This window comes from Ensifer sp. 22521 (assembly GCF_052044795.1).
In the GTDB taxonomy this organism is placed as follows: domain Bacteria; phylum Pseudomonadota; class Alphaproteobacteria; order Rhizobiales; family Rhizobiaceae; genus Ensifer.
In genome coordinates, this window is sequence record NZ_JBQENM010000004.1 from 301,537 (window position 1) to 318,966 (window position 17,430).

Here is a 17,430-nt window from a genome sequence, read left to right on the forward strand (position 1 = left end):
GGAAAGCCCATGCGCATCGCCGTTGGTGGCATCCACACTGAATGCAGCACCTATTCGCCCGTCCTGATGACGGAAGAGGACTTTCGCGTGCTACGCGGGCAGGCGTTGCTGGAGGCCGAATACTTCAGCTTCATGAAAGCCGAGGACGTCGAGCATCTGCCGCTACTGCACGCACGCGCCGTACCCGGCGGTCCGGTATCGCGAGGGGTCTACGACGCATTCAAGGCAGAGTTTCTCGAGGGACTCCGTGCGGCCCTGCCGATCGACGGGCTCTATCTCGCCATGCATGGTGCGATCAAGGTCGATGGCATGGACGACGCAGAGGGCGACTGGATTTCGGCCGCCCGCGCCGTTGTCGGTCCCGATTGCCCGATTGCCGCAAGCTACGACCTGCACGGCAATGTCAGCCAGAGGATCATCGATCAGCTCGACATCTTTGCTGCCTATCGGACTGCGCCGCATATCGACACGCCGGAAACCATGACCCGCGCCTGGTCGATGCTCGTCTCGGCGATCAGAGACGGAACGCGTCCGGGCATTGCCTGGGCGCCGGTTCCGGTGCTTCTGCCCGGCGAATGCACCTCGACTGAAGACGAGCCGGCGAAGGCGCTCTATGCTCAATTGCCGAAGATCGACAAGCGGCCGGGCATTCTCGACGCCAACCTGATGGTTGGCTACGTCTGGGCCGACGAGCCTCGGGCGACTGCCTGCGCGGTCGTGACCGCCACCGATAAGCCTGCTGCCAAGCGGGCGGCAGAAGAGATTGCCGCGGGCTACTGGGCTGAGCGCAGCAACTTCCGCTTTGGCCCGGTGACCGGACCGCTCAACGAGATGCTGGATATCGCCGAACGGGCGACGACGACGCCGATCATCCTCGCGGACTCCGGCGACAATCCGACCGGTGGCGGTGTCGGTGACCGAGCCGATGTGCTGAAGGCACTGCTGGCACGCGGCTGGCGCGGTGCCCTGATCGCCGGCATAACCGATCGCCCCGCGGTGGAAGCCTGCTTTGCTGCCGGTGCAGGCGAAACGCTGATGCTCAAGATCGGCGGTAGCCTCGACCCGGCAAGCCCCTGCGCCGAAATGTTGGTGGAGGTCGTCAGGCTCGACGATTCCGGTCTGGAGCGTGAGCGGCAGGCGGTGGTGCGCGTCGGCGCCATCGATATCGTCATTGCCGCGCGCCGCAGGCCCTATCACGATATCGAGGATTTCCGTCGGCTCGGTCTCGATCCTGAAGCCGTGCGGCTGCTCGTCGTCAAGTCGGGTTACCTCTCGCCTGAACTCGCGCCGATCGCCAATCCCAATCTGATGGCTTTGACCGAAGGCGTCGTCAATCAAGGCATCGCCGGCCTTGCGAGCTTGCGCCGTCAGCGGCCTGCTTATCCGTTCGACCAGGACTTTGCCTTCGAGCCTGTCGCCCGCTTCTCGTCCCGTTGGTCGAGCGGCGACTGAGGCTTTACTATCTGCATTTTTCCTACCCGAATTTCGGGTGGGCTCTCCTCTGCAGCGCCGCACGTCGTTCAAGACGCGTCAGGTCGCTGTAACGCTTTAAGTTGCTGCATGTTTGTCCTTAACTCGATCCCGATTTAAGGAACCATGTAGTGCCCTTCACCCGCTTCGCGGACACGTTCTAGCATGACTTCCACCATACTCAGCGCCATGCGCAACCCGGCCATGCGGATCAGCATGCTGGCGATCTTCCTGTTCGGCTTTGCGGGCGCTGCCACCTCGCCCTATCAGTCGGTTGTCGGCATCAACGAACTGGGTCTCAGCGACGCCATCTATTCGCTGCTGATCCTTCTTGCTTCGACCGTGAATGTCATCGTCAGCGTCTCGATCGGCATCCTGGCGGACCGCGTCGGCAATTATCGCGTGCTGATGTCGACGGCGATCCTGTTCGGCGTTGTGGGCTACGGCATCGTTTATATGCTGCCCTACCAGGCGAGCTTCGTCGTCAGCGTCCTCTTGCTGCTGCCGATTTATGGCGCGCTCTACACGCTGCTCTTTGCCAATGTGCGCAGCATCGCCCGGCGGATGAGCGGGAATGACGCCTCGTCGCTGACGACCGGCGCGCGCGCGGCCATATCGGTGTCCTGGGTTCTGGTGCCCGGGCTGGTCGGCTTCGCGCTGGCAGGCGGCGAAAGCATGCTGCCGGCCTATCTGCTGGCCTGCCTTGGTTGCCTCGCCAACCTGCTGATCGTCTATTTTTCGTTGCCCAATGAAGGCGGCGCCGATCCGTCGCTCGGCAAGCGGCTGTCCTACTGGACGTCGTTCCGAGAGATCCTGACGCCGCGCATCTTCCTGCGGGTGATCGCCGTTGCGACGATCACGTCGAGCCTGCACGTCAATGCCGCCGTGCTGCCGCTGATCATGACGGATGAGATCGGCGGTAGCGTCACCGATATCGGCATCATCGTCGGCATCGTCGCCTTCCTGGAAGTCGTCTTCATTTTCGTCTGGGCGCGCATCCAGTTGAGCCTGGTGCCGTTCAAGGCGCTGGCGCTGGGGACGGCCATCTACATCGGCTATATGGTGCTGCTCGGCTTTTCCACGGCCACGTGGCAGATCTACGCGCTCACGCTCATCAGCGCCTTCGGTGCAGCGGCGCTGATCACCATCCCGATCAGCTACCTTCAGGACCTGATTGCCGACCGGCCGGGCTTGGGAAGCTCACTGATTGCCGTGAACCTTTTCCTGAGCGGTGGGCTTTGCGCCGGGCTTTTTGCGCTCGGCACCCGGATCAGCAACTATTCCGGAACGGCGTTGCTCGGTGGTGTTGCAGGATTTGCCGGCTTGTTGCTGCTGCTGGCGCTCGATGGCGATAGAAAAGGAAAGAGGACGGTCAGCCGCGAACCAGGTTAGTCCCAGGGCTCATCGACAAATTTGCAGGTCAATGTGGTTTGGTTGTCTTGGAGACACCTCTTCTTTTGATCGACGAGGATCATAATCCTCGCGAAGAAGCGCGAGAAGTCGGCCTTGCTGGAGTTAAAGGTGGCTATCCCCAGCGCATGCGCCTGGGCCTGAGCCACGCAGGTCGCCAATTCCTGATCGGGGACATCGCTGTTTGCAACGACGACGGCGCGGTCAAACCGCCCTTCCGCAGAATAGTTCACCGCGGAGGCGCAGTTTCCTGCGCCGCTTCCTGCGGTGTCGTTGAGCAATTTGCTGTAGTAGGGGTCGAAGCCGAAATCTTCAATTTTGCGAACGTCGACCCGGCCATTCTGGACGACATCTTTTCTAAATATCACGCCGATGGTGTTTCTCCCGAGGCCCGGTTGGGCTCGCACCTCAATTCCGGCAGTGATGGCGAGCATTTGAATTGTTGAGAAGACTACGTCTCTCTTCTTGGTCTCCCCTTGGCTCATTCCGACGCCGATATACTCCGGGAAGGCGGTAAAATGTCGCTCTCCGTTGCGAACAGGGCCGAAGAAACTCACGTTCTGGGCGACCGAAGACGAAGCAATAAAGACGCTCGTAAGAAGCCCCACGGCAAACATAGGAAGTCTAATGGTTCTTCGCTTGTTTCTGCCCTTACACATGAAGCCTTCTCATAAACAATCAGCGCTCGCTTTAGCGAAAAGAAATCTTCTGCAACGCGTAGCCAGCAATGCGCTGGCATCATTATTTTCTAGCATTGCTATCAACAGTCGCAAGGCGCCGAAGCAAGGAAGATGCAGTCCCGGTACTTGTCTCATCAAAAAGTGATAGGGGCGCCTTGCGGCGCCCCTATCAGCATTTCCGTTGAGTATGTCAGTCGAAAGCGTATCAGTTGCCGAGGATACCCGGCAGGCGCAGGCCCTTGTCCTTGGCGCAATCAAGAGCGATGTCGTAGCCGGCATCGGCATGGCGCATGACGCCGGTTGCCGGGTCGTTCCAGAGCACGCGCTCAAGTCGCTTGGCCGCATCATCCGTGCCATCGGCGCAGATAACGACGCCCGAATGCTGGGAGAAGCCCATGCCGACGCCGCCGCCGTGGTGCAGCGATACCCAGGTCGCACCCGAGGCGGTGTTGAGCAGCGCGTTCAGCAGCGGCCAGTCGGAAACTGCGTCCGAGCCGTCCTTCATCGCTTCGGTCTCGCGGTTCGGCGAGGCGACCGAGCCGGAGTCGAGGTGGTCGCGGCCGATGACGACCGGGGCCTTGAGTTCGCCATTCTTAACCATCTCGTTGAAGGCGAGGCCGAGGCGATGGCGGTCGCCGAGACCCACCCAGCAAATGCGTGCCGGTAGACCCTGGAACGAGATGCGCTCGCGCGCCATGTCCAGCCAGTTGTGCAGGTGCTTGTTGTCGGGCAGCAGTTCCTTGACCTTGGCGTCGGTCTTGTAGATGTCTTCCGGATCGCCGGAGAGAGCCGCCCAGCGGAATGGTCCGATGCCGCGGCAAAACAGCGGGCGGATATAGGCCGGAACGAAGCCCGGGAAGGCGAAGGCGTTTTCAAGGCCCTCTTCCTTGGCGACCTGGCGGATGTTGTTGCCGTAGTCGAAGGTCGGGATGCCCATGTCCTGAAAGGCGATCATCGCTTCGACATGCTCGCGCATCGAGGCGCGTGCGGCCTTTTCGACAGCCTTCGGGTCGCTTTCGCGCTTGGCCTTCCACTCGGCCATGGTCCAGCCCTTCGGCAGGTAGCCGTTGACCGGGTCGTGTGCCGAGGTCTGGTCGGTGACCATGTCGGGGCGGATGCCGCGGCGAACCATTTCCGGCAGGATTTCAGCGGTGTTGCCGAGCAGGCCGACGGACTTCGCTTCGCCGTTTTTCGTCCAGCGCGCGATGATCTCCATCGCCTCGTCCAGCGTCTCGGCCTTCTCGTCGAGGTAGCGGGTCCGCAGGCGGAAGTCGATCGAGTCCGGGTTGCATTCGACTGCGAGGCACGAGGCGCCGGCCATGACGGCTGCGAGCGGCTGGGCGCCGCCCATGCCGCCGAGGCCGCCGGTCAGGACCCATTTGCCCTTGAGGTTGCCGCCATAGTGTTGGCGGCCGGCCTCGACGAAGGTTTCGTAGGTGCCCTGAACAATCCCTTGAGTGCCGATGTAGATCCACGAGCCGGCGGTCATCTGGCCGTACATGGCGAGACCCTTCTTATCCAGCTCGTTGAAATGATCCCAGGTCGCCCAATGCGGCACGAGGTTGGAGTTGGCGATGAGAACGCGCGGCGCATCCTTATGGGTGCGGAAGACGCCGACCGGCTTGCCGGACTGCACCATCAGCGTTTCGTCGTCGTTCAGGTCCTTGAGCGTCTCGACGATCTTGTCGAAATCGGCCCAGGTGCGCGCCGCTCGGCCGATGCCGCCGTAGACGACCAGTTCGTGCGGATTTTCCGCAACGTTCGGATCGAGGTTGTTCATCAGCATGCGCAGCGGCGCTTCGGTCAGCCAGCTCTTGGCGTTGAGCGTCGTGCCCTGGGGGGCGCGCACGTCGCGAATGTTGTGGCGCGGATTGTTCATGGTCATGCCTCGCTCCCTGTCTGTCTCTTGAGGTCAAATGCGATGGTTTCGATGCGGTTCAAAATGGCTTTCAGCGGCTCACGCAGCAGTGCTGAACGGGCGGCGTCGAGCGCGAAGGGTGGTTCTTCCGCTGCCAGATGGGTCGATTGCGCGAGTTCCATCTGGATCGCATGCACGCCAGTCTCGGGGCGCCCATAGTGGCGGGTCGTCCATCCACCCTTGAAGCGACCATTGAGAATGCTGCTGTAACCTTTTGCTGCAGCAGCGATTTCTGCTGTTTCCTTCTCGATTTCCGGTGCGCAGGTCTTGCCCATGTCGGTGCCGATGTTCAGATCCGGCAGCTTTCCTTCGAAGAGGAACGGGATGTGCGAGCGGATCGAATGGCAGTCATAGAGCACGACGACGCCATTGATCGCCTTGACGCGCTCGATCTCGGCGGCAAGCGCCGCGTGATAGGGCGCGTGGAACGTCTGGAGGCGTTCGGCGATATCGGCTTCGGTTGGCGCCTCTCCATCCTTCCAGATCGGCTTGCCGTCGAAATCCGTTTCCGGGATCAGGCCGGTCGTGTTCTGGCCGGGGTAAAGGCTGACGCCTTCGGGATCGCGGTTGGCGTCGATCACGTAGCGGTGGAAGGTGGCGCGAACGACGGTCACCTCCGGCAGCAGGCCGTCATAGAGCTGGTGGATATGCCAATCGGTATCGGCCAATATCCGGCCGTTGTCGTTGAGCCGATCCCAGATCGCAGCCGGCACGTCAGTGCCGGTGTGCGGAAATCCGAGGATGACCGGGGAGTTTCCCCTTTTGACTTCGAAGACCGCCATCTCAGCTCTCCAGGCCAGGCAGGATGCCGGCGGAGATGGCGGCGTTCAGGCGGCCCGAGGCGACGAGATCGCCGGCAGCCTTGAGGTCGTTGGCCATGTAGCGATCTTCCTCGATCGTCAGAGAGACGGCGCGAAGTGCCGCGGCTGCCTTCTGCAACTCGGGGCTCGTCTTCAGCGGCGCGCGGAACTCGACGCCCTGGACCGCGGTCAGGGCTTCGATGCCGACGATAGAGAACAGGTTTTCGGTCATCTGCAGCAGGCGGCGGGCGCCGTGGCAGGCCATCGAAACGTGGTCTTCCTGGTTGGCCGAAGTCGGGGTCGAGTCGACCGAGGCCGGGTGCGAGAGCTGCTTGTTCTCCGACATCAGCGCGGCGGAGGTCACCTCGGCGATCATCAGGCCGGAGTTGAGACCCGGCTTCTTGGCGAGGAAGGCCGGCAGGCCGTAGGAGAGTGCCGGATCGACGAGCAGCGCGATGCGGCGCTGCGAGATCGCGCCGATCTCGCAGATGGCCAGCGCGATCTGGTCGGCGGCAAACGCAACCGGTTCGGCGTGGAAGTTGCCGCCGGAGACGACGGAATTGTCCGAAAGGACCAGCGGGTTATCGGTGACGGCGTTCGCTTCGATCTCGAGCACGCGCGCGACCGAGCGCAGGAGATCGAGGCAGGCGCCATCGACCTGCGGCTGGCAGCGGATGCAATAGGGGTCCTGTACGCGCTCGTCGCCTTCGATATGGCTTTCGCGGATCGCGGAGCCGGCAAGCAAAGTGCGCAATGTGGCGGCCGTATCGATCTGGCCGCGATGACCACGCAGCGTGTGGATGTCGGGATGGAAGGGGGCGGACGAACCCATGGCGGCGTCGGTCGACATAGCGCCGGTGATCAGTGCTGCCTGCGCGGCGCGGTGGGCGCGGAAGAGACCGGCAAGCGCCAGCGCCGTCGAGGTCTGGGTGCCGTTGATCAGCGCCAAGCCTTCCTTGGCGGCCAGCACGACGGGCGTCAGGGCAGCGGCGGAAAGCGCCTCGGCGCCGGACATGCGGCGCCCTTCGAAGAAGGCTTCGCCATGGCCCATCATCACGGCTGCCATATGGGCGAGCGGGGCGAGGTCGCCGGAAGCACCAACCGAGCCCTTCTCGGGAATGACCGGGACTACGCCCTTTTCGAGCATGGCTTCGATCAGACGCACGAGTTCGAGACGGACGCCGGAGGCGCCGCGACCGAGCGAAACGAGCTTCAGCGACAGGATCAGACGCACGACGTTTTCGGCAAGCGGCTCGCCCACGCCGCAGCAATGCGACAGGATCAGATTGCGCTGAAGCGTCGCGACATCGGCGCTGTCGATCTTGATCGAGGCGAGTTTGCCGAAGCCGGTGTTGATGCCGTAGACCGGGGCATTGCCGGCGACGATTTCGGCGATGCGGCCGGCCGCCTTCTTGATTCCGGCGTCAAAGGACGGGTCCAGACGAGCCGGCTCTCCGGTCCAGTAGATGGTTTCGAGGTCGCGAAGGGGCACGGAGCCCGGATGTAGAATGATGGTCATTGACCGATCCTTTGCCCTCTGAAGATGCGTTCATGAAGTGGGTTGAAGCCGATGCGGTAGACGAGCTCGGCGGGATCCTCGATGTTCCAGAGCGCGAGATCGGCCGACTTGCCGACCTCGATGGTTCCGGTCTCCGCGAGCAGGCCGAGGGCGCGCGCGGCTTCGCGCGTTGTGCCGGCCAGGCATTCGGCTACCGTCAGCCGGAAGAACGTCGCCGACATGTTCATGGTGAGAAGCAGCGAGGTCAGCGGCGAAGTGCCGGGGTTGCAATCGGTGGCGATCGCGATCCGTGCGCCGGCGTCGCGCAGCGCCTGAACCGGCGGCAGGCGCTCTTCGCGGAGTGCATAGAACGCACCGGGGAGCAGCACGGCAACCGTGCCTGATTTGGCAAGGGCTGCGGCGCCTTCGGCGTCGAGATATTCGAGATGGTCGGCCGAGAGCGCACCATAGGATGCCGCGAGCTTCGCACCGCCGAGATTGGAAAGCTGTTCTGCGTGCAGCTTGACCGGCAGGCCTAGTGCCTTGGCGCGGTCGAAGACACGGGCGATCTCGGCGGTCGAGAAGGCAATGCCCTCGCAGAAACCGTCGACCGCATCGACCAGCCCTTCGGCGTGCGCTGCATCGAGGCCGGGCAGCACGACATCGGTGATGTAGTCGCCGTTGCGGCCCTTGTAGTCTGCGGGCGTCGCATGCGCGGCGAGGTAGCTGGTGACGACGCGGACCGGGCGGAGCGTTTCCAGCTTGCGGGCGGCGCGCAGCATGTTGAGCTCAGCCGTCACATTGAGCCCGTAACCGGACTTGATTTCGACCGTCGAAACACCTTCGGAAAGAAGCGTGTCGAGCCGTGGCAGAGCGCTTTCCACGAGTTGGTCGACGCTCAGCGCATTGGTCGCTTTCACCGAGGAAACGATGCCACCGCCGGCCCGTGCGATCTCTTCATAGGTGGCGCCTTCGAGCCGCATCTGGAACTCGCGGGCGCGGTTGCCGCCGTGCACGAGATGCGTATGGCAATCGATGAGGGCCGGCGTCAAGACGCGGCCTTCGCAGTCAACCGCTTCGAGGCGGCCTGCGAGGTTGGCCGGCAGATCGCGATCGGGACCCGCAAAAGCGATCCGCCCATCGACGACAGCAACGGCCGCATTCTCGACAAGCCCAAGTCCTTCGGCGCCTTCGCTCAGCGTCACAAGGCGCGTGTTGCGCCAAACGCCGGATGACTGCTTGCGGGTCGAGATATCGTTCATGAGGTCGCCTCCACTGGATATAATGTATATACATATTAATTCGCTCCACAAGAGGAAAATCGTGTGGCGGGAGGAAAAGGACAGGGCGGAAAGGCTAAGAAAAGAGGCGCGGCGCTGTTCAAAAACATGAGCAAGCTGCTCCAACAAATTGATTCTGTGAGCAACTTCTGTGCGATGTGCTTCCGAAGCGCGAGAACGCAAAAAAGCCCCGAAACCGGAATTTCGGGGCTCGTGTCAATCGATCGTCAGAAAAGATATCCGGCCGAAAGCCCTGCCATGTCGATTCGAGAGGCGAAGCCGACGGTACCGCTCGCCCCCGTCAGGCGGCGTGGTCCGCCTTGATGCGCAATCGTTCCACCAGGTCGACGAAGCGGGTGCCGGCGATGTCGAGCCTGCCGCTATTGTCGATGACGCTCACGCCGGGCCCCGACGTGACATCGGGGGCCTGGCGGCTCAGCCGTCGCAGGACTTCTTCCTCGCTCTCGCGGCCGCGTTCTGCAAGCCGCTTGGCCAGTACCGGTGCCTCGGCGGTGATGACGACGACGGCGATGTCGCCAAACGCTTCCCGGAACGCCGGCAGGGCGCCGCGGCTGCCGTTGACGATAGCGGTCATGCCGTTCCGCACATTTTCGAGCACCACGGAGGGGATGCCGTATTTGAGGCCATGCGCGTCCCAGAAGACGGCGAAGGCGCCGTCCTTCTGCATGTCGACGAATTCGTCTTCGGACACGCTTTCATGCACCTCGCCGCCGGCATCCGACGGACGGGTGATGACACGCCGGACGAAATGCACGTCGTGACAGTCGGCAAAATGCCGGGCGGCAAAGCCCATGACGCTGTCCTTGCCGGCACCGCTCGGTCCGACGACGACGACGAGTGCGCCTGCACCCTGTTCGTTCGCGCTCATGCGACACGCCGTCCTTCGCGCCAGACGGAGCGCACGACCGGAATGCCTTGCCTGCGGTGGACGCGGGCGATGTCGGCGCGCAGGCCGACTGCGACGCGGCCGCGGTCGTCAAGGCCGACGGTACGGGCCGGTGTCGAGGTCACCATCGCGATCGCCTTCGGCAGGTCGATGGCTTCGACTTCGTCGGAAAGAACGAAGGGCGCGTGGATCAGGCTGAAGGGCACATAGTCCGACGACAGCACGTCGAGCACGCCACGTTCCGCCAGGTCGCGGGCGGCGATGTTGCCGGAGTGCGACTTGCCGCGAACGATGTTCGGCGCGCCCATGAGCACGCTCAGGCCCGCGCGGTGCGACGCTTCGGCGGCTTCGAAGCTTGTCGGGAATTCGGCAAGCTTGATGCCGAAGCCGACCGATTCTTCGACGTGGTCGACGGTCGCGTCGTCATGGCTGGCAATCGTGATGCCGCGGGCGGCGCAGGCCTCAGCCAGCGCAGTGCGGTGCGGGCCGGCATATTTCGCCGAAAGCGCCTGCTGACGCTCGACGAAGCGGGCGAACTCCGCGTCGGAAAGGCCGCGCTTGGATTTGTAGTAGAGCGTGTACTGGTCCATCGTCTGGAACTGACGCTGGCCGGGCGCGTGGTCCATCAGCGAGACGAGCTTGACCTGTGGGTCGTTCCGGAAGTCATCGTAGTGATCGAGCACGTCGGAGGTGGAGACCTCGCAGCGCAGGTGGATCAAGTGGTCGGCGCGCAGCCGACCTTCTTCCTTGGCCTGCGCCAGCGCGTCGGCCATGCTGCGCATCTCGCCCTTCTGGAAGCCGCCATCTTCGTCGGAGCCGAGCCGAAGGCAGTCGAAGACCGTGGTGATGCCCGAGGTGACGACCTGCGCGTCATGCGCCTGGATCGCCGCGATCTTCAGCCAGCGCACGCCCGGGCGCGGCGAATAGTGGGCCTCGAGGTGATCGGTGTGCAGTTCAATGAGGCCCGGAATGAGGTAGTCGCCTTCGAAGTCCTCGCCGCTGGCGACCGTCCCCGCGGAGATATCGGCAATCTTGCCGTCGCGGATCAGCACCGAACCGTCGAGGATACTGTTCTCAAGGACGATGCGGGCGTTGGTCAAAACCTGTTCTTTGCTCATCTCATGCGATCTTTCGTTGGGTGTCGCTGCCGAGCGGCAGCAGGGAGCGGACAGTAAAGGGGGCGCCGCGCTCCGGTTCGACGAAGAGCGCGACTGACGTTACGTGAAGTGGCTTGCCGATGTGCTCGGCAAAGGTGGTTTCGAGCGCCGAGCTCATGATGCCGCTGGTTTCGGTGGGCACCGGTCCGGTCAAAGTCAGATGGAACTGAAATTCTTCGAATACATAGGGATAGCCCCATTCCCTCAGGTAACGCCTCTGGCGTTCCGGGAGGCTCTGCGGCTTGCGCCGGGCGAAGTCCATCTCCGACAGGGGTGCACGGAACGGGTCGAAGCGGTGAACGGCATCTTCGGCCAGATCCTGCAGTTCGGCAGAGGGAGCGGACGGCACTAGGGCAAAAAACGGACCGAGCTGGTGCAGGACGATTTCGGGGATTTCGAAAGGATCGAGGTCAGCGGCAAAGCATTCGAAGATGTTGAGGAGTTCGTCTTCGTCGCGGCCCTCGGCAAGCTCGAAGGGAGCCTTCAGCGTTCCGTGGAAACCGTAGCGTCGCGGGTCTGCTGTCAGTGTGCGTTGCGTCGCTTCGTCGATCCCGGCGATCGTCGGAAGAGCAAGATCCTGGCCGGTAAAGGCGTCACGGCCAAGCCAACGGGACGCGGTCTGCGACAGCCGGTCGTCCGCCGGCGGCGCGAAGTAGATTGCATAACGCACGGTCTTCACTTTCTTGTAGCGACCGGCCCGCCGGGGAGGCGGGTCGATTGTTTGCGGGATGCGATGCGCAGCTAGCCGATTTCCATGACAACATCATGATGGCGGACGCGCAAATGCTTGGCTGTCGTCAATGTGCCCTGCGACCCATAAGGCGTGAACGGCACGCGTTCGAGATGCTGTCGAAAATAAAGACAACCAGCAAGATCAGAAGCACCATGTAGGCGACATTTTCCCAATCGGAATTGGTGCGCATTGCTTCCCACAGCTTGAGACCGATACCGCCCGCGCCGACGGCGCCGATGATCGTCGCCGAACGGGTGTTCGATTCCCAGAAATAAAGCGCCTGGCTGGCAAAGACCGGCAACACCTGCGGCAGCACGCCGAAGCGCTGTACGGCAAGCGGCGCGGCGCCCACCGACTTGACGCCTTCGCGCTGCTTGTCGTCGATGTTTTCCAGCGCCTCGGAATAGAGCTTCCCGAGCGTGCCGGTGTCGGTGAAGAAGATCGCCGAGATACCGGCAAGCGGTCCGGGGCCGAAGGCGCGGGTAAAAAACAGCGCCCAGATGAACATATCGACCGACCGCAGGAAGTCGAAGAAGCGCTTGACCAACTGATTGGTCATGAAGCTTGGCGTGATGTTGCGGGCTGCGAGGAAGCAGAGCGGGAAGGCGATCAGCGATGCAAAGAGTGTGCCGACGAAGGCCATGACGACGGTCTGCAGCAGCTTCGTCCAGACATCCAGATGCTGCCACTCGGCGTTATAGAGGATGTTGTTCCAGGCAAGCGAGAGGTTCGAGCGGGACAGATCGATGCGCTCGCCGGATATGATGAGCGAGGCGACCTCGCCGTAGCTCTTGCCGAAGAAGGGCGAGTTGGTGTCGAAGAGGAAGTTCGCCCAGCCGAAGAAGCGATTGCGGATAGAAACCTCGTCGCCTTCGACTTCGGCCCAGCCGGTGGCGCCGAATGCAAGCACGATCTTCTCGCCTGGACGCTTCTGCGTCGCCCAGGTGGGCAGCGTGCCCTGCGGCATCACCCTGTCGGCGCCATCGACGGCCATCACCAGGGTCTCGCCGCCATGCGTCGCCTTGACCAGGCTGTCGGCGATCTCGATCCTGGTTGAGCGGTCATAGGTCACGACGACTCGGGTCAGGACTTCTTCCGTGCGGGTTTCGACGCGGTTCTGAGCTTCGGCCGTGGTGGTGCCGCCGAGTGCTGAACCGGGCGTCATGAAGCTGAAGGACGAGCTTACCTTCGGCTTTGCCGCCTGCGTCGTCGACGCCGGAATTTCCACGCGGCGCGTCACCGTCTCCTTGTCGAGTTCCACCCAATCCGGATCGGGATTGGGCCCGAGCGGCGAATTGCGCTGATAGTTGAGGCTCATTGTCCGGTCGGAGGCGATGTGGATCTCGGGCCGCACCTCGTAGGAGACCCAGTCGGCGAGATAAGTGCCGGCGATACCCCAGTTGGCATTGCCAAGCACCTGACCGATCGAGAAGAACCACCAGCTGAAGATGAGATAGACGACAATGCCGCCGGCGATCGTTGCCGTGCGTACACGCTTGGAGGTCGAGGATTTCAGGAGCTCGGGATGGCGGGCCGCGATCGCGTCCATCTCCATCGGGCTCAGTCGTGTGGTCGTGGTCATAGCGCGCACCTACTGGGCAAGCTGGAAGGCCTGTTCGCCAACGAGGCGACGGCGAAGCCAGGCGGAAAACTGGTCGACGGCGAAAATGGTCGCAAACAGCAGGATGACGATCGCAAGCGTTTTCGCCTGGTGGCCCTGGCCGATCGAAAGGCGCAGCAGCTCGCCGATGCCGCCGCCACCAACGGCGCCGATGATGGTCGAGGCGCGCACGTTGATTTCGAGGCGCAGCAGGAAGTAGCTGGTGAAGTTGGGCAGCACCTGCGGCACCATGCCGAACCAGACGCGCTCGATCCAGTTGCCGCCCGCAGCACGCAGGCCCTCATCCGGTTTCATGTCGGCGTTTTCGACCACTTCGTAGAAGAGCTTGCCGAGCGCACCGACCGTGTGGATCGAGACCGCGGCGATCGCGGGAATGGGGCCGAGCGAGAGGATGGCGAGGAAGAAGCCGGCAATCACCACTTCCGGAAAGGCGCGCAGGATCTCCATGATCCGGCGAACGGTACCGCGGATCCACGGATTGGGCATCAGGTTGCGCGCTGCGAAGAAGCAGAGCACGAAACCGAGTGCCGTGCCGATGATCGTCGAGAAGATCGCGATGTTCACGGTCTCCAGCATCTTGTGCAGGTATTCGGGGATATAGAAGCTGTCGGTCAGGTACAGCCGGCCGTCCGGGTAGTTGTATTTGAAGCTGCCGTCGTCATAGGGCGAGGGCAGGTCGAACATGGCACGGAAGATTTCCAGTCCGTCACGCGGTGCGAGATCGCCGACGAAGTCGAAGAAATGCGGCAGGCGATCGAAGAACTTGCCGGCGTTGGAATCGTTGGCGAACCAGAGCGAGCCTGAGAGCGCCAGGAAGAGGATGCCGAAGCCGAGCCAGGAGTAAAGCCGGCGGCGGGAACTCTGTTCCTGCCAATGGCGCTCGATGACGGCGCCGTTGTCGCTCAGGTTCCGCGGGAGCAGGGAAGTTGCCATGACCGTTCCGGCTCGCGCCGGCCTCTATGGCATTTCAAGGAAAAGCACGGAGCGGCTTTCCGTCAGGAAATGCGTGAAAACAAAGCGGTAGGGTATGGTTGAAGGGCTGGTGTCGAGCACCCCTTCAAACAGTGAAACGCTGGCCGTTTGGGCGGCCAGCGTTCCCGGAAGATGCGGTCTATCAGCCGCCGATCGTTGCCTTGCGGGCGTCGATGATCGGCTTGTAGAAATCGGAGTTGACTTCGGTGTAGCCGGTGAAGTCACCGCCCTGGATGGCGGAGAAGCAGGCAGCGTCGGTCTTCGGCAGGTCGACCATGAACTGCTTGAACTTCGCCTTCATGTCGTCGTTCATCGAGGTGCGCACGACGATCGGGCCGTTCGGAATCAGTGGCGACTTCCAGAGCTCGACGAGGTCGTTCATGTCGAGGATGCCCTTGTCGACCATCTTCTTCAGGTTGCCCGAGGTGTAGCCGTCCTTGAATTCGCCGACACCCGAGCCGAAGGTCGTGCCGGCATCGAAGGTGCCCTTGACGACTTCGAGAACGAGGTTTTCGTGACCGCCGCCGAAGCCGGTTTCACCGAAGAATTCCTTGACCGGCGCGCCGATCGCTTCCGGCAGCGTGACGAGCGGGACGAGGTAGCCCGAGGTCGAGTCCGGATCGGCGAAGCCGAGCTTCTTGCCCTTCAGGTCTTCGAGCTTGGTGATGCCGGAATCCTTGCGGGCAACCATGATCGAGTGGTAGCCGGTCGAACCGTCGGTCTGAACGGTCGTCAGGATCGGCTCGACGGCGTCAGCCTTGGCGAGGTAGATCTTGGCATAGCCGGAAGCGCCGAGCTCGGCGTAGTCGAGCGTGCCACCGAGCAGGCCCTGGATAACGCCGTCATAGTCGGCGGCCGGGAACAGCGAGACCTTCTCTACGCCGATGGCAGCCGGCAGCTTGTCGACGAGGCACTGGAAGTTGCGCAGGCGGTCGGCTTCGTTTTCGCCGCCGAGAATGCCGATGCGGAATTCCTTGAGGTCTTCAGCCTGGGCGTGGCCGACGAGGGCGAGGAGCGCGACGGCGCCCAGCAGAGCTTTCTTCAGCATAAGGTTCTCCCGTGTGTCCGGCTTGGCCGGATCCTATTCGGTTTCAAAGAGGTGCCCTTGACGCGGGCTTTCGATCCTGGCGGGCGTCAGATGCCGGCCAGTGCCAGCGGCTTGAGGCCGGCAGATGCCGTTTCTTCCTGCGGTTCTGCCGCCGGAATGTTGATACTGGTGGAGGTCATCGATTCCTCGATGCCCGTGTCGGCGCCGTAGATCTCGGCAACCGCTGCCGCCGTCAGATCCTTGGGCTGGCCGTCGAAGACGACGCGGCCATGCGCCATGCCGATGATGCGTTCGCAATAGTTGCGCGCGGTATCGAGGGTGTGGAGATTGGTGATGACCGTGATGCCGTCGCGTTCGTTGATGTCGCGCAGTGCGTCCATGACGATTTTGGCGTTCAGCGGGTCGAGCGAGGCGATCGGCTCGTCGGCGAGCAGAACCTTCGGCTGCTGCATCAGTGCGCGGGCGATCGCCACGCGCTGCTGCTGGCCGCCGGAGAGCGTGCCTGCGGGCTGAAGTGCGGTCTGTTCGATGCCGAGGCGCTCGAGCGCGCCGATCGCCATGATGCGTTCTTCGCGGGTGAACATGTTGAGGATGCTGAGCACTGTCGAGCGGTGATTGAGACGACCGAGCAGAACGTTGGTGAGCACGTCGAGGCGCGGCACCAGGTTGAACTGCTGGAAGATCATCGCGCAGTCACGCTGCCAAGTGCGCAGTGCAGCGCCGCGAAGCGACGAAACCTCACTGCCGTCGAAGACGATCGAACCCGAAGACAGGTCGACGAGACGGTTGATCATGCGCAGCAGCGTCGACTTGCCGGCGCCCGAACGGCCGATGACGCCGACCATCTGACCCTGGGGGATGTCGAAGGTAACCGAACTTACGGCTGTCTTCTTGCCGAACTGGCGGGCTACACTCTTCAACTGAAACATTTCTAGCAGGTCCTCTTTCGGGGAGACCGGTCATCGGTATGACACCTGCCATATCGGCGCTTCATGAAAGCGAAATGTCAGTTTGTTGTAAGTTCTGTTACAGTTCACACCCGCGCGGGCTGGGTTAATCAAAAGTGAACGACATCGCGCCGGTGGGTGCCCGATTGGCCACCTCCCGCAAGATTGCAGCTTGAGATTCGGCTGGATCGAGGGCGGTCGCCTGATCGCGTCCTAGCACAGTACCGCCGGGCGTTTCCTGGCTCTACGGTCCAGGCTCCAAGGTCGCCCCCGGAACATAGAGCGCGATCGGTCGGATCTCGTAGATCGCCGTTGGATTGCTGCGTCGCAGGGCGCGTGCCGCTGCGATAGCCGCCTCGATCGTCGGGAAGTCCACGACATAGAGGCCGAGAAGCTGCTCTTTGGTTTCCGCGAAAGGGCCGTCTGTGACGATGCCTTCGCCCTTGCCCCTCAGTGTCACCGCACCTTCGACGGGGCCGAGCCGTGCGGCCGGTCCGAATGATTTCTGCTGAACGAAGCGATCATGCACCTGGAGCAGCTCGGACATCAGGGCCGCATCCTCCTCCTCGCTCCAGGATTCGACCACGCCTGCCGTGTGATAAGCCAAGATCGCATAATACATGAACCGTCCTCCCGGAGGTATTCCTGTCAGGTTTCGCCGATGGCTTCAATCGGTGTGGCGAGGTTCATGGGTTCAACGCTACTCTCTAAATCAGCCTCAGGATGCTGCGACCTACGATAGGCCCGGGCGTCAGTCAGGGAACCGCGCCTTTGAGTTCGCGCGCCGGACCACCGCCTTGTCCTAACGGTTGTCCAAAGTCAGAGACTGCGATGTCCCAGTGCATCATGCCAGCATGGATGCACTCTGTGCCGGAGTGCGCTTCGTTGGCTCATTCATCACGAAGACACATGGTCCCATCACTTCGTTTCATGGAGCGGATGCGCTTCCGCCCTTGACTCGTCTTTATCGATCTTTTCTAACTTATGTT

At 62.4% G+C, this 17,430-nt stretch carries 15 protein-coding genes; 2 read left to right on the forward strand and 13 right to left on the reverse strand.

From position 1 onward, the window contains the following. The first annotated feature begins 9 nt into the window (after positions 1-9). Entirely contained in the window at positions 10-1,452 is a 1,443-nt protein-coding gene (locus ACTJKE_RS07475; RefSeq protein ID WP_058326348.1) for a M81 family metallopeptidase, read from the forward strand. 183 nt (positions 1,453-1,635) lie between these two features. After that, on the forward strand, positions 1,636-2,862 hold the full coding sequence (locus ACTJKE_RS07480) for an MFS transporter (RefSeq protein ID WP_058326347.1): 1,227 nt from the start codon (positions 1,636-1,638) through the stop codon (positions 2,860-2,862). Here the strand turns inward: ACTJKE_RS07480 and ACTJKE_RS07485 are convergent. The 13 genes from ACTJKE_RS07485 to ACTJKE_RS07545 form a co-directional block, all read right to left on the reverse strand. After that, complete coding sequence (locus ACTJKE_RS07485) at positions 2,859-3,539, reverse strand: hypothetical protein (RefSeq protein WP_093232886.1); 681 nt, start codon at positions 3,537-3,539, stop codon at positions 2,859-2,861. The genes ACTJKE_RS07480 and ACTJKE_RS07485 overlap by 4 nt on opposite strands. A 226-nt stretch (positions 3,540-3,765) precedes the next feature. After that, positions 3,766-5,439 (reverse strand): urocanate hydratase, encoded by a 1,674-nt coding sequence (gene hutU, locus ACTJKE_RS07490; RefSeq protein ID WP_058325077.1) that lies wholly within the window; start codon positions 5,437-5,439, stop codon positions 3,766-3,768. A gap of 2 nt (positions 5,440-5,441) precedes the next feature. After that, a complete protein-coding gene (gene hutG / locus ACTJKE_RS07495) occupies positions 5,442-6,260 on the reverse strand; it encodes an N-formylglutamate deformylase (protein WP_058326345.1) in 819 nt (272 codons plus the stop codon). Between the two features lies 1 nt (position 6,261). Continuing rightward, entirely contained in the window at positions 6,262-7,797 is a 1,536-nt protein-coding gene (gene hutH, locus ACTJKE_RS07500) for a histidine ammonia-lyase (protein ID WP_058324981.1), read from the reverse strand. After that, positions 7,794-9,038: an imidazolonepropionase gene (gene hutI / locus ACTJKE_RS07505; RefSeq protein ID WP_058326344.1), complete on the reverse strand. Its 1,245-nt coding sequence runs from the start codon at positions 9,036-9,038 to the stop codon at positions 7,794-7,796. The genes hutH and hutI overlap by 4 nt, the downstream gene beginning before the upstream one ends. A gap of 319 nt (positions 9,039-9,357) precedes the next feature. Continuing rightward, the gene (phnN, locus tag ACTJKE_RS07510) at positions 9,358-9,945 is read right to left on the reverse strand and encodes a phosphonate metabolism protein/1,5-bisphosphokinase (PRPP-forming) PhnN (protein WP_058326343.1); all 588 of its coding nucleotides are present in this window, start codon (positions 9,943-9,945) and stop codon (positions 9,358-9,360) included. After that, on the reverse strand, positions 9,942-11,081 hold the full coding sequence (locus tag ACTJKE_RS07515) for an alpha-D-ribose 1-methylphosphonate 5-triphosphate diphosphatase (RefSeq protein WP_058326342.1): 1,140 nt from the start codon (positions 11,079-11,081) through the stop codon (positions 9,942-9,944). The genes phnN and ACTJKE_RS07515 overlap by 4 nt, the downstream gene beginning before the upstream one ends. A 1-nt stretch (position 11,082) precedes the next feature. Continuing rightward, positions 11,083-11,790: a DUF1045 domain-containing protein gene (locus tag ACTJKE_RS07520; RefSeq protein WP_440637262.1), complete on the reverse strand. Its 708-nt coding sequence runs from the start codon at positions 11,788-11,790 to the stop codon at positions 11,083-11,085. Between the two features lie 127 nt (positions 11,791-11,917). Then, positions 11,918-13,435, reverse strand: coding sequence for a phosphonate ABC transporter, permease protein PhnE (gene phnE / locus ACTJKE_RS07525; RefSeq protein ID WP_058326341.1), 1,518 nt, complete (start codon positions 13,433-13,435; stop codon positions 11,918-11,920). 9 nt (positions 13,436-13,444) lie between these two features. Continuing rightward, on the reverse strand, positions 13,445-14,407 hold the full coding sequence (gene phnE, locus ACTJKE_RS07530) for a phosphonate ABC transporter, permease protein PhnE (RefSeq protein WP_058326340.1): 963 nt from the start codon (positions 14,405-14,407) through the stop codon (positions 13,445-13,447). Positions 14,408-14,588: 181 nt separating this feature from the next. Next, positions 14,589-15,494, reverse strand: coding sequence for a phosphonate ABC transporter substrate-binding protein (gene phnD / locus ACTJKE_RS07535; RefSeq protein ID WP_058324975.1), 906 nt, complete (start codon positions 15,492-15,494; stop codon positions 14,589-14,591). A gap of 86 nt (positions 15,495-15,580) precedes the next feature. Beyond that, positions 15,581-16,423, reverse strand: coding sequence for a phosphonate ABC transporter ATP-binding protein (gene phnC / locus ACTJKE_RS07540; RefSeq protein WP_058326338.1), 843 nt, complete (start codon positions 16,421-16,423; stop codon positions 15,581-15,583). Between the two features lie 262 nt (positions 16,424-16,685). Further along, complete coding sequence (locus tag ACTJKE_RS07545) at positions 16,686-17,063, reverse strand: YciI family protein (protein ID WP_058326337.1); 378 nt, start codon at positions 17,061-17,063, stop codon at positions 16,686-16,688. Between the last annotated feature and the right edge of the window lie 367 nt (positions 17,064-17,430).

Coding starts and splice junctions, on each gene's coding strand:
- hutU (WP_058325077.1), bottom strand. CDS start 5,439: ATGAACAATCCGCGCCACAACATTCGCGACGTGCGCGCCCCCCAGGGC.
- hutH (WP_058324981.1), bottom strand. CDS start 7,797: ATGACCATCATTCTACATCCGGGCTCCGTGCCCCTTCGCGACCTCGAA.
- ACTJKE_RS07515 (WP_058326342.1), bottom strand. CDS start 11,081: ATGAGCAAAGAACAGGTTTTGACCAACGCCCGCATCGTCCTTGAGAAC.
- ACTJKE_RS07480 (WP_058326347.1), top strand. CDS start 1,636: ATGACTTCCACCATACTCAGCGCCATGCGCAACCCGGCCATGCGGATC.
- phnE (WP_058326340.1), bottom strand. CDS start 14,407: ATGGCAACTTCCCTGCTCCCGCGGAACCTGAGCGACAACGGCGCCGTC.
- phnD (WP_058324975.1), bottom strand. CDS start 15,494: ATGCTGAAGAAAGCTCTGCTGGGCGCCGTCGCGCTCCTCGCCCTCGTC.
- phnE (WP_058326341.1), bottom strand. CDS start 13,435: ATGACCACGACCACACGACTGAGCCCGATGGAGATGGACGCGATCGCG.
- hutG (WP_058326345.1), bottom strand. CDS start 6,260: ATGGCGGTCTTCGAAGTCAAAAGGGGAAACTCCCCGGTCATCCTCGGA.
- hutI (WP_058326344.1), bottom strand. CDS start 9,038: ATGAACGATATCTCGACCCGCAAGCAGTCATCCGGCGTTTGGCGCAAC.
- phnC (WP_058326338.1), bottom strand. CDS start 16,423: ATGTTTCAGTTGAAGAGTGTAGCCCGCCAGTTCGGCAAGAAGACAGCC.
- ACTJKE_RS07545 (WP_058326337.1), bottom strand. CDS start 17,063: ATGTATTATGCGATCTTGGCTTATCACACGGCAGGCGTGGTCGAATCC.
- phnN (WP_058326343.1), bottom strand. CDS start 9,945: ATGAGCGCGAACGAACAGGGTGCAGGCGCACTCGTCGTCGTCGTCGGA.
- ACTJKE_RS07475 (WP_058326348.1), top strand. CDS start 10: ATGCGCATCGCCGTTGGTGGCATCCACACTGAATGCAGCACCTATTCG.
- ACTJKE_RS07485 (WP_093232886.1), bottom strand. CDS start 3,539: ATGTGTAAGGGCAGAAACAAGCGAAGAACCATTAGACTTCCTATGTTT.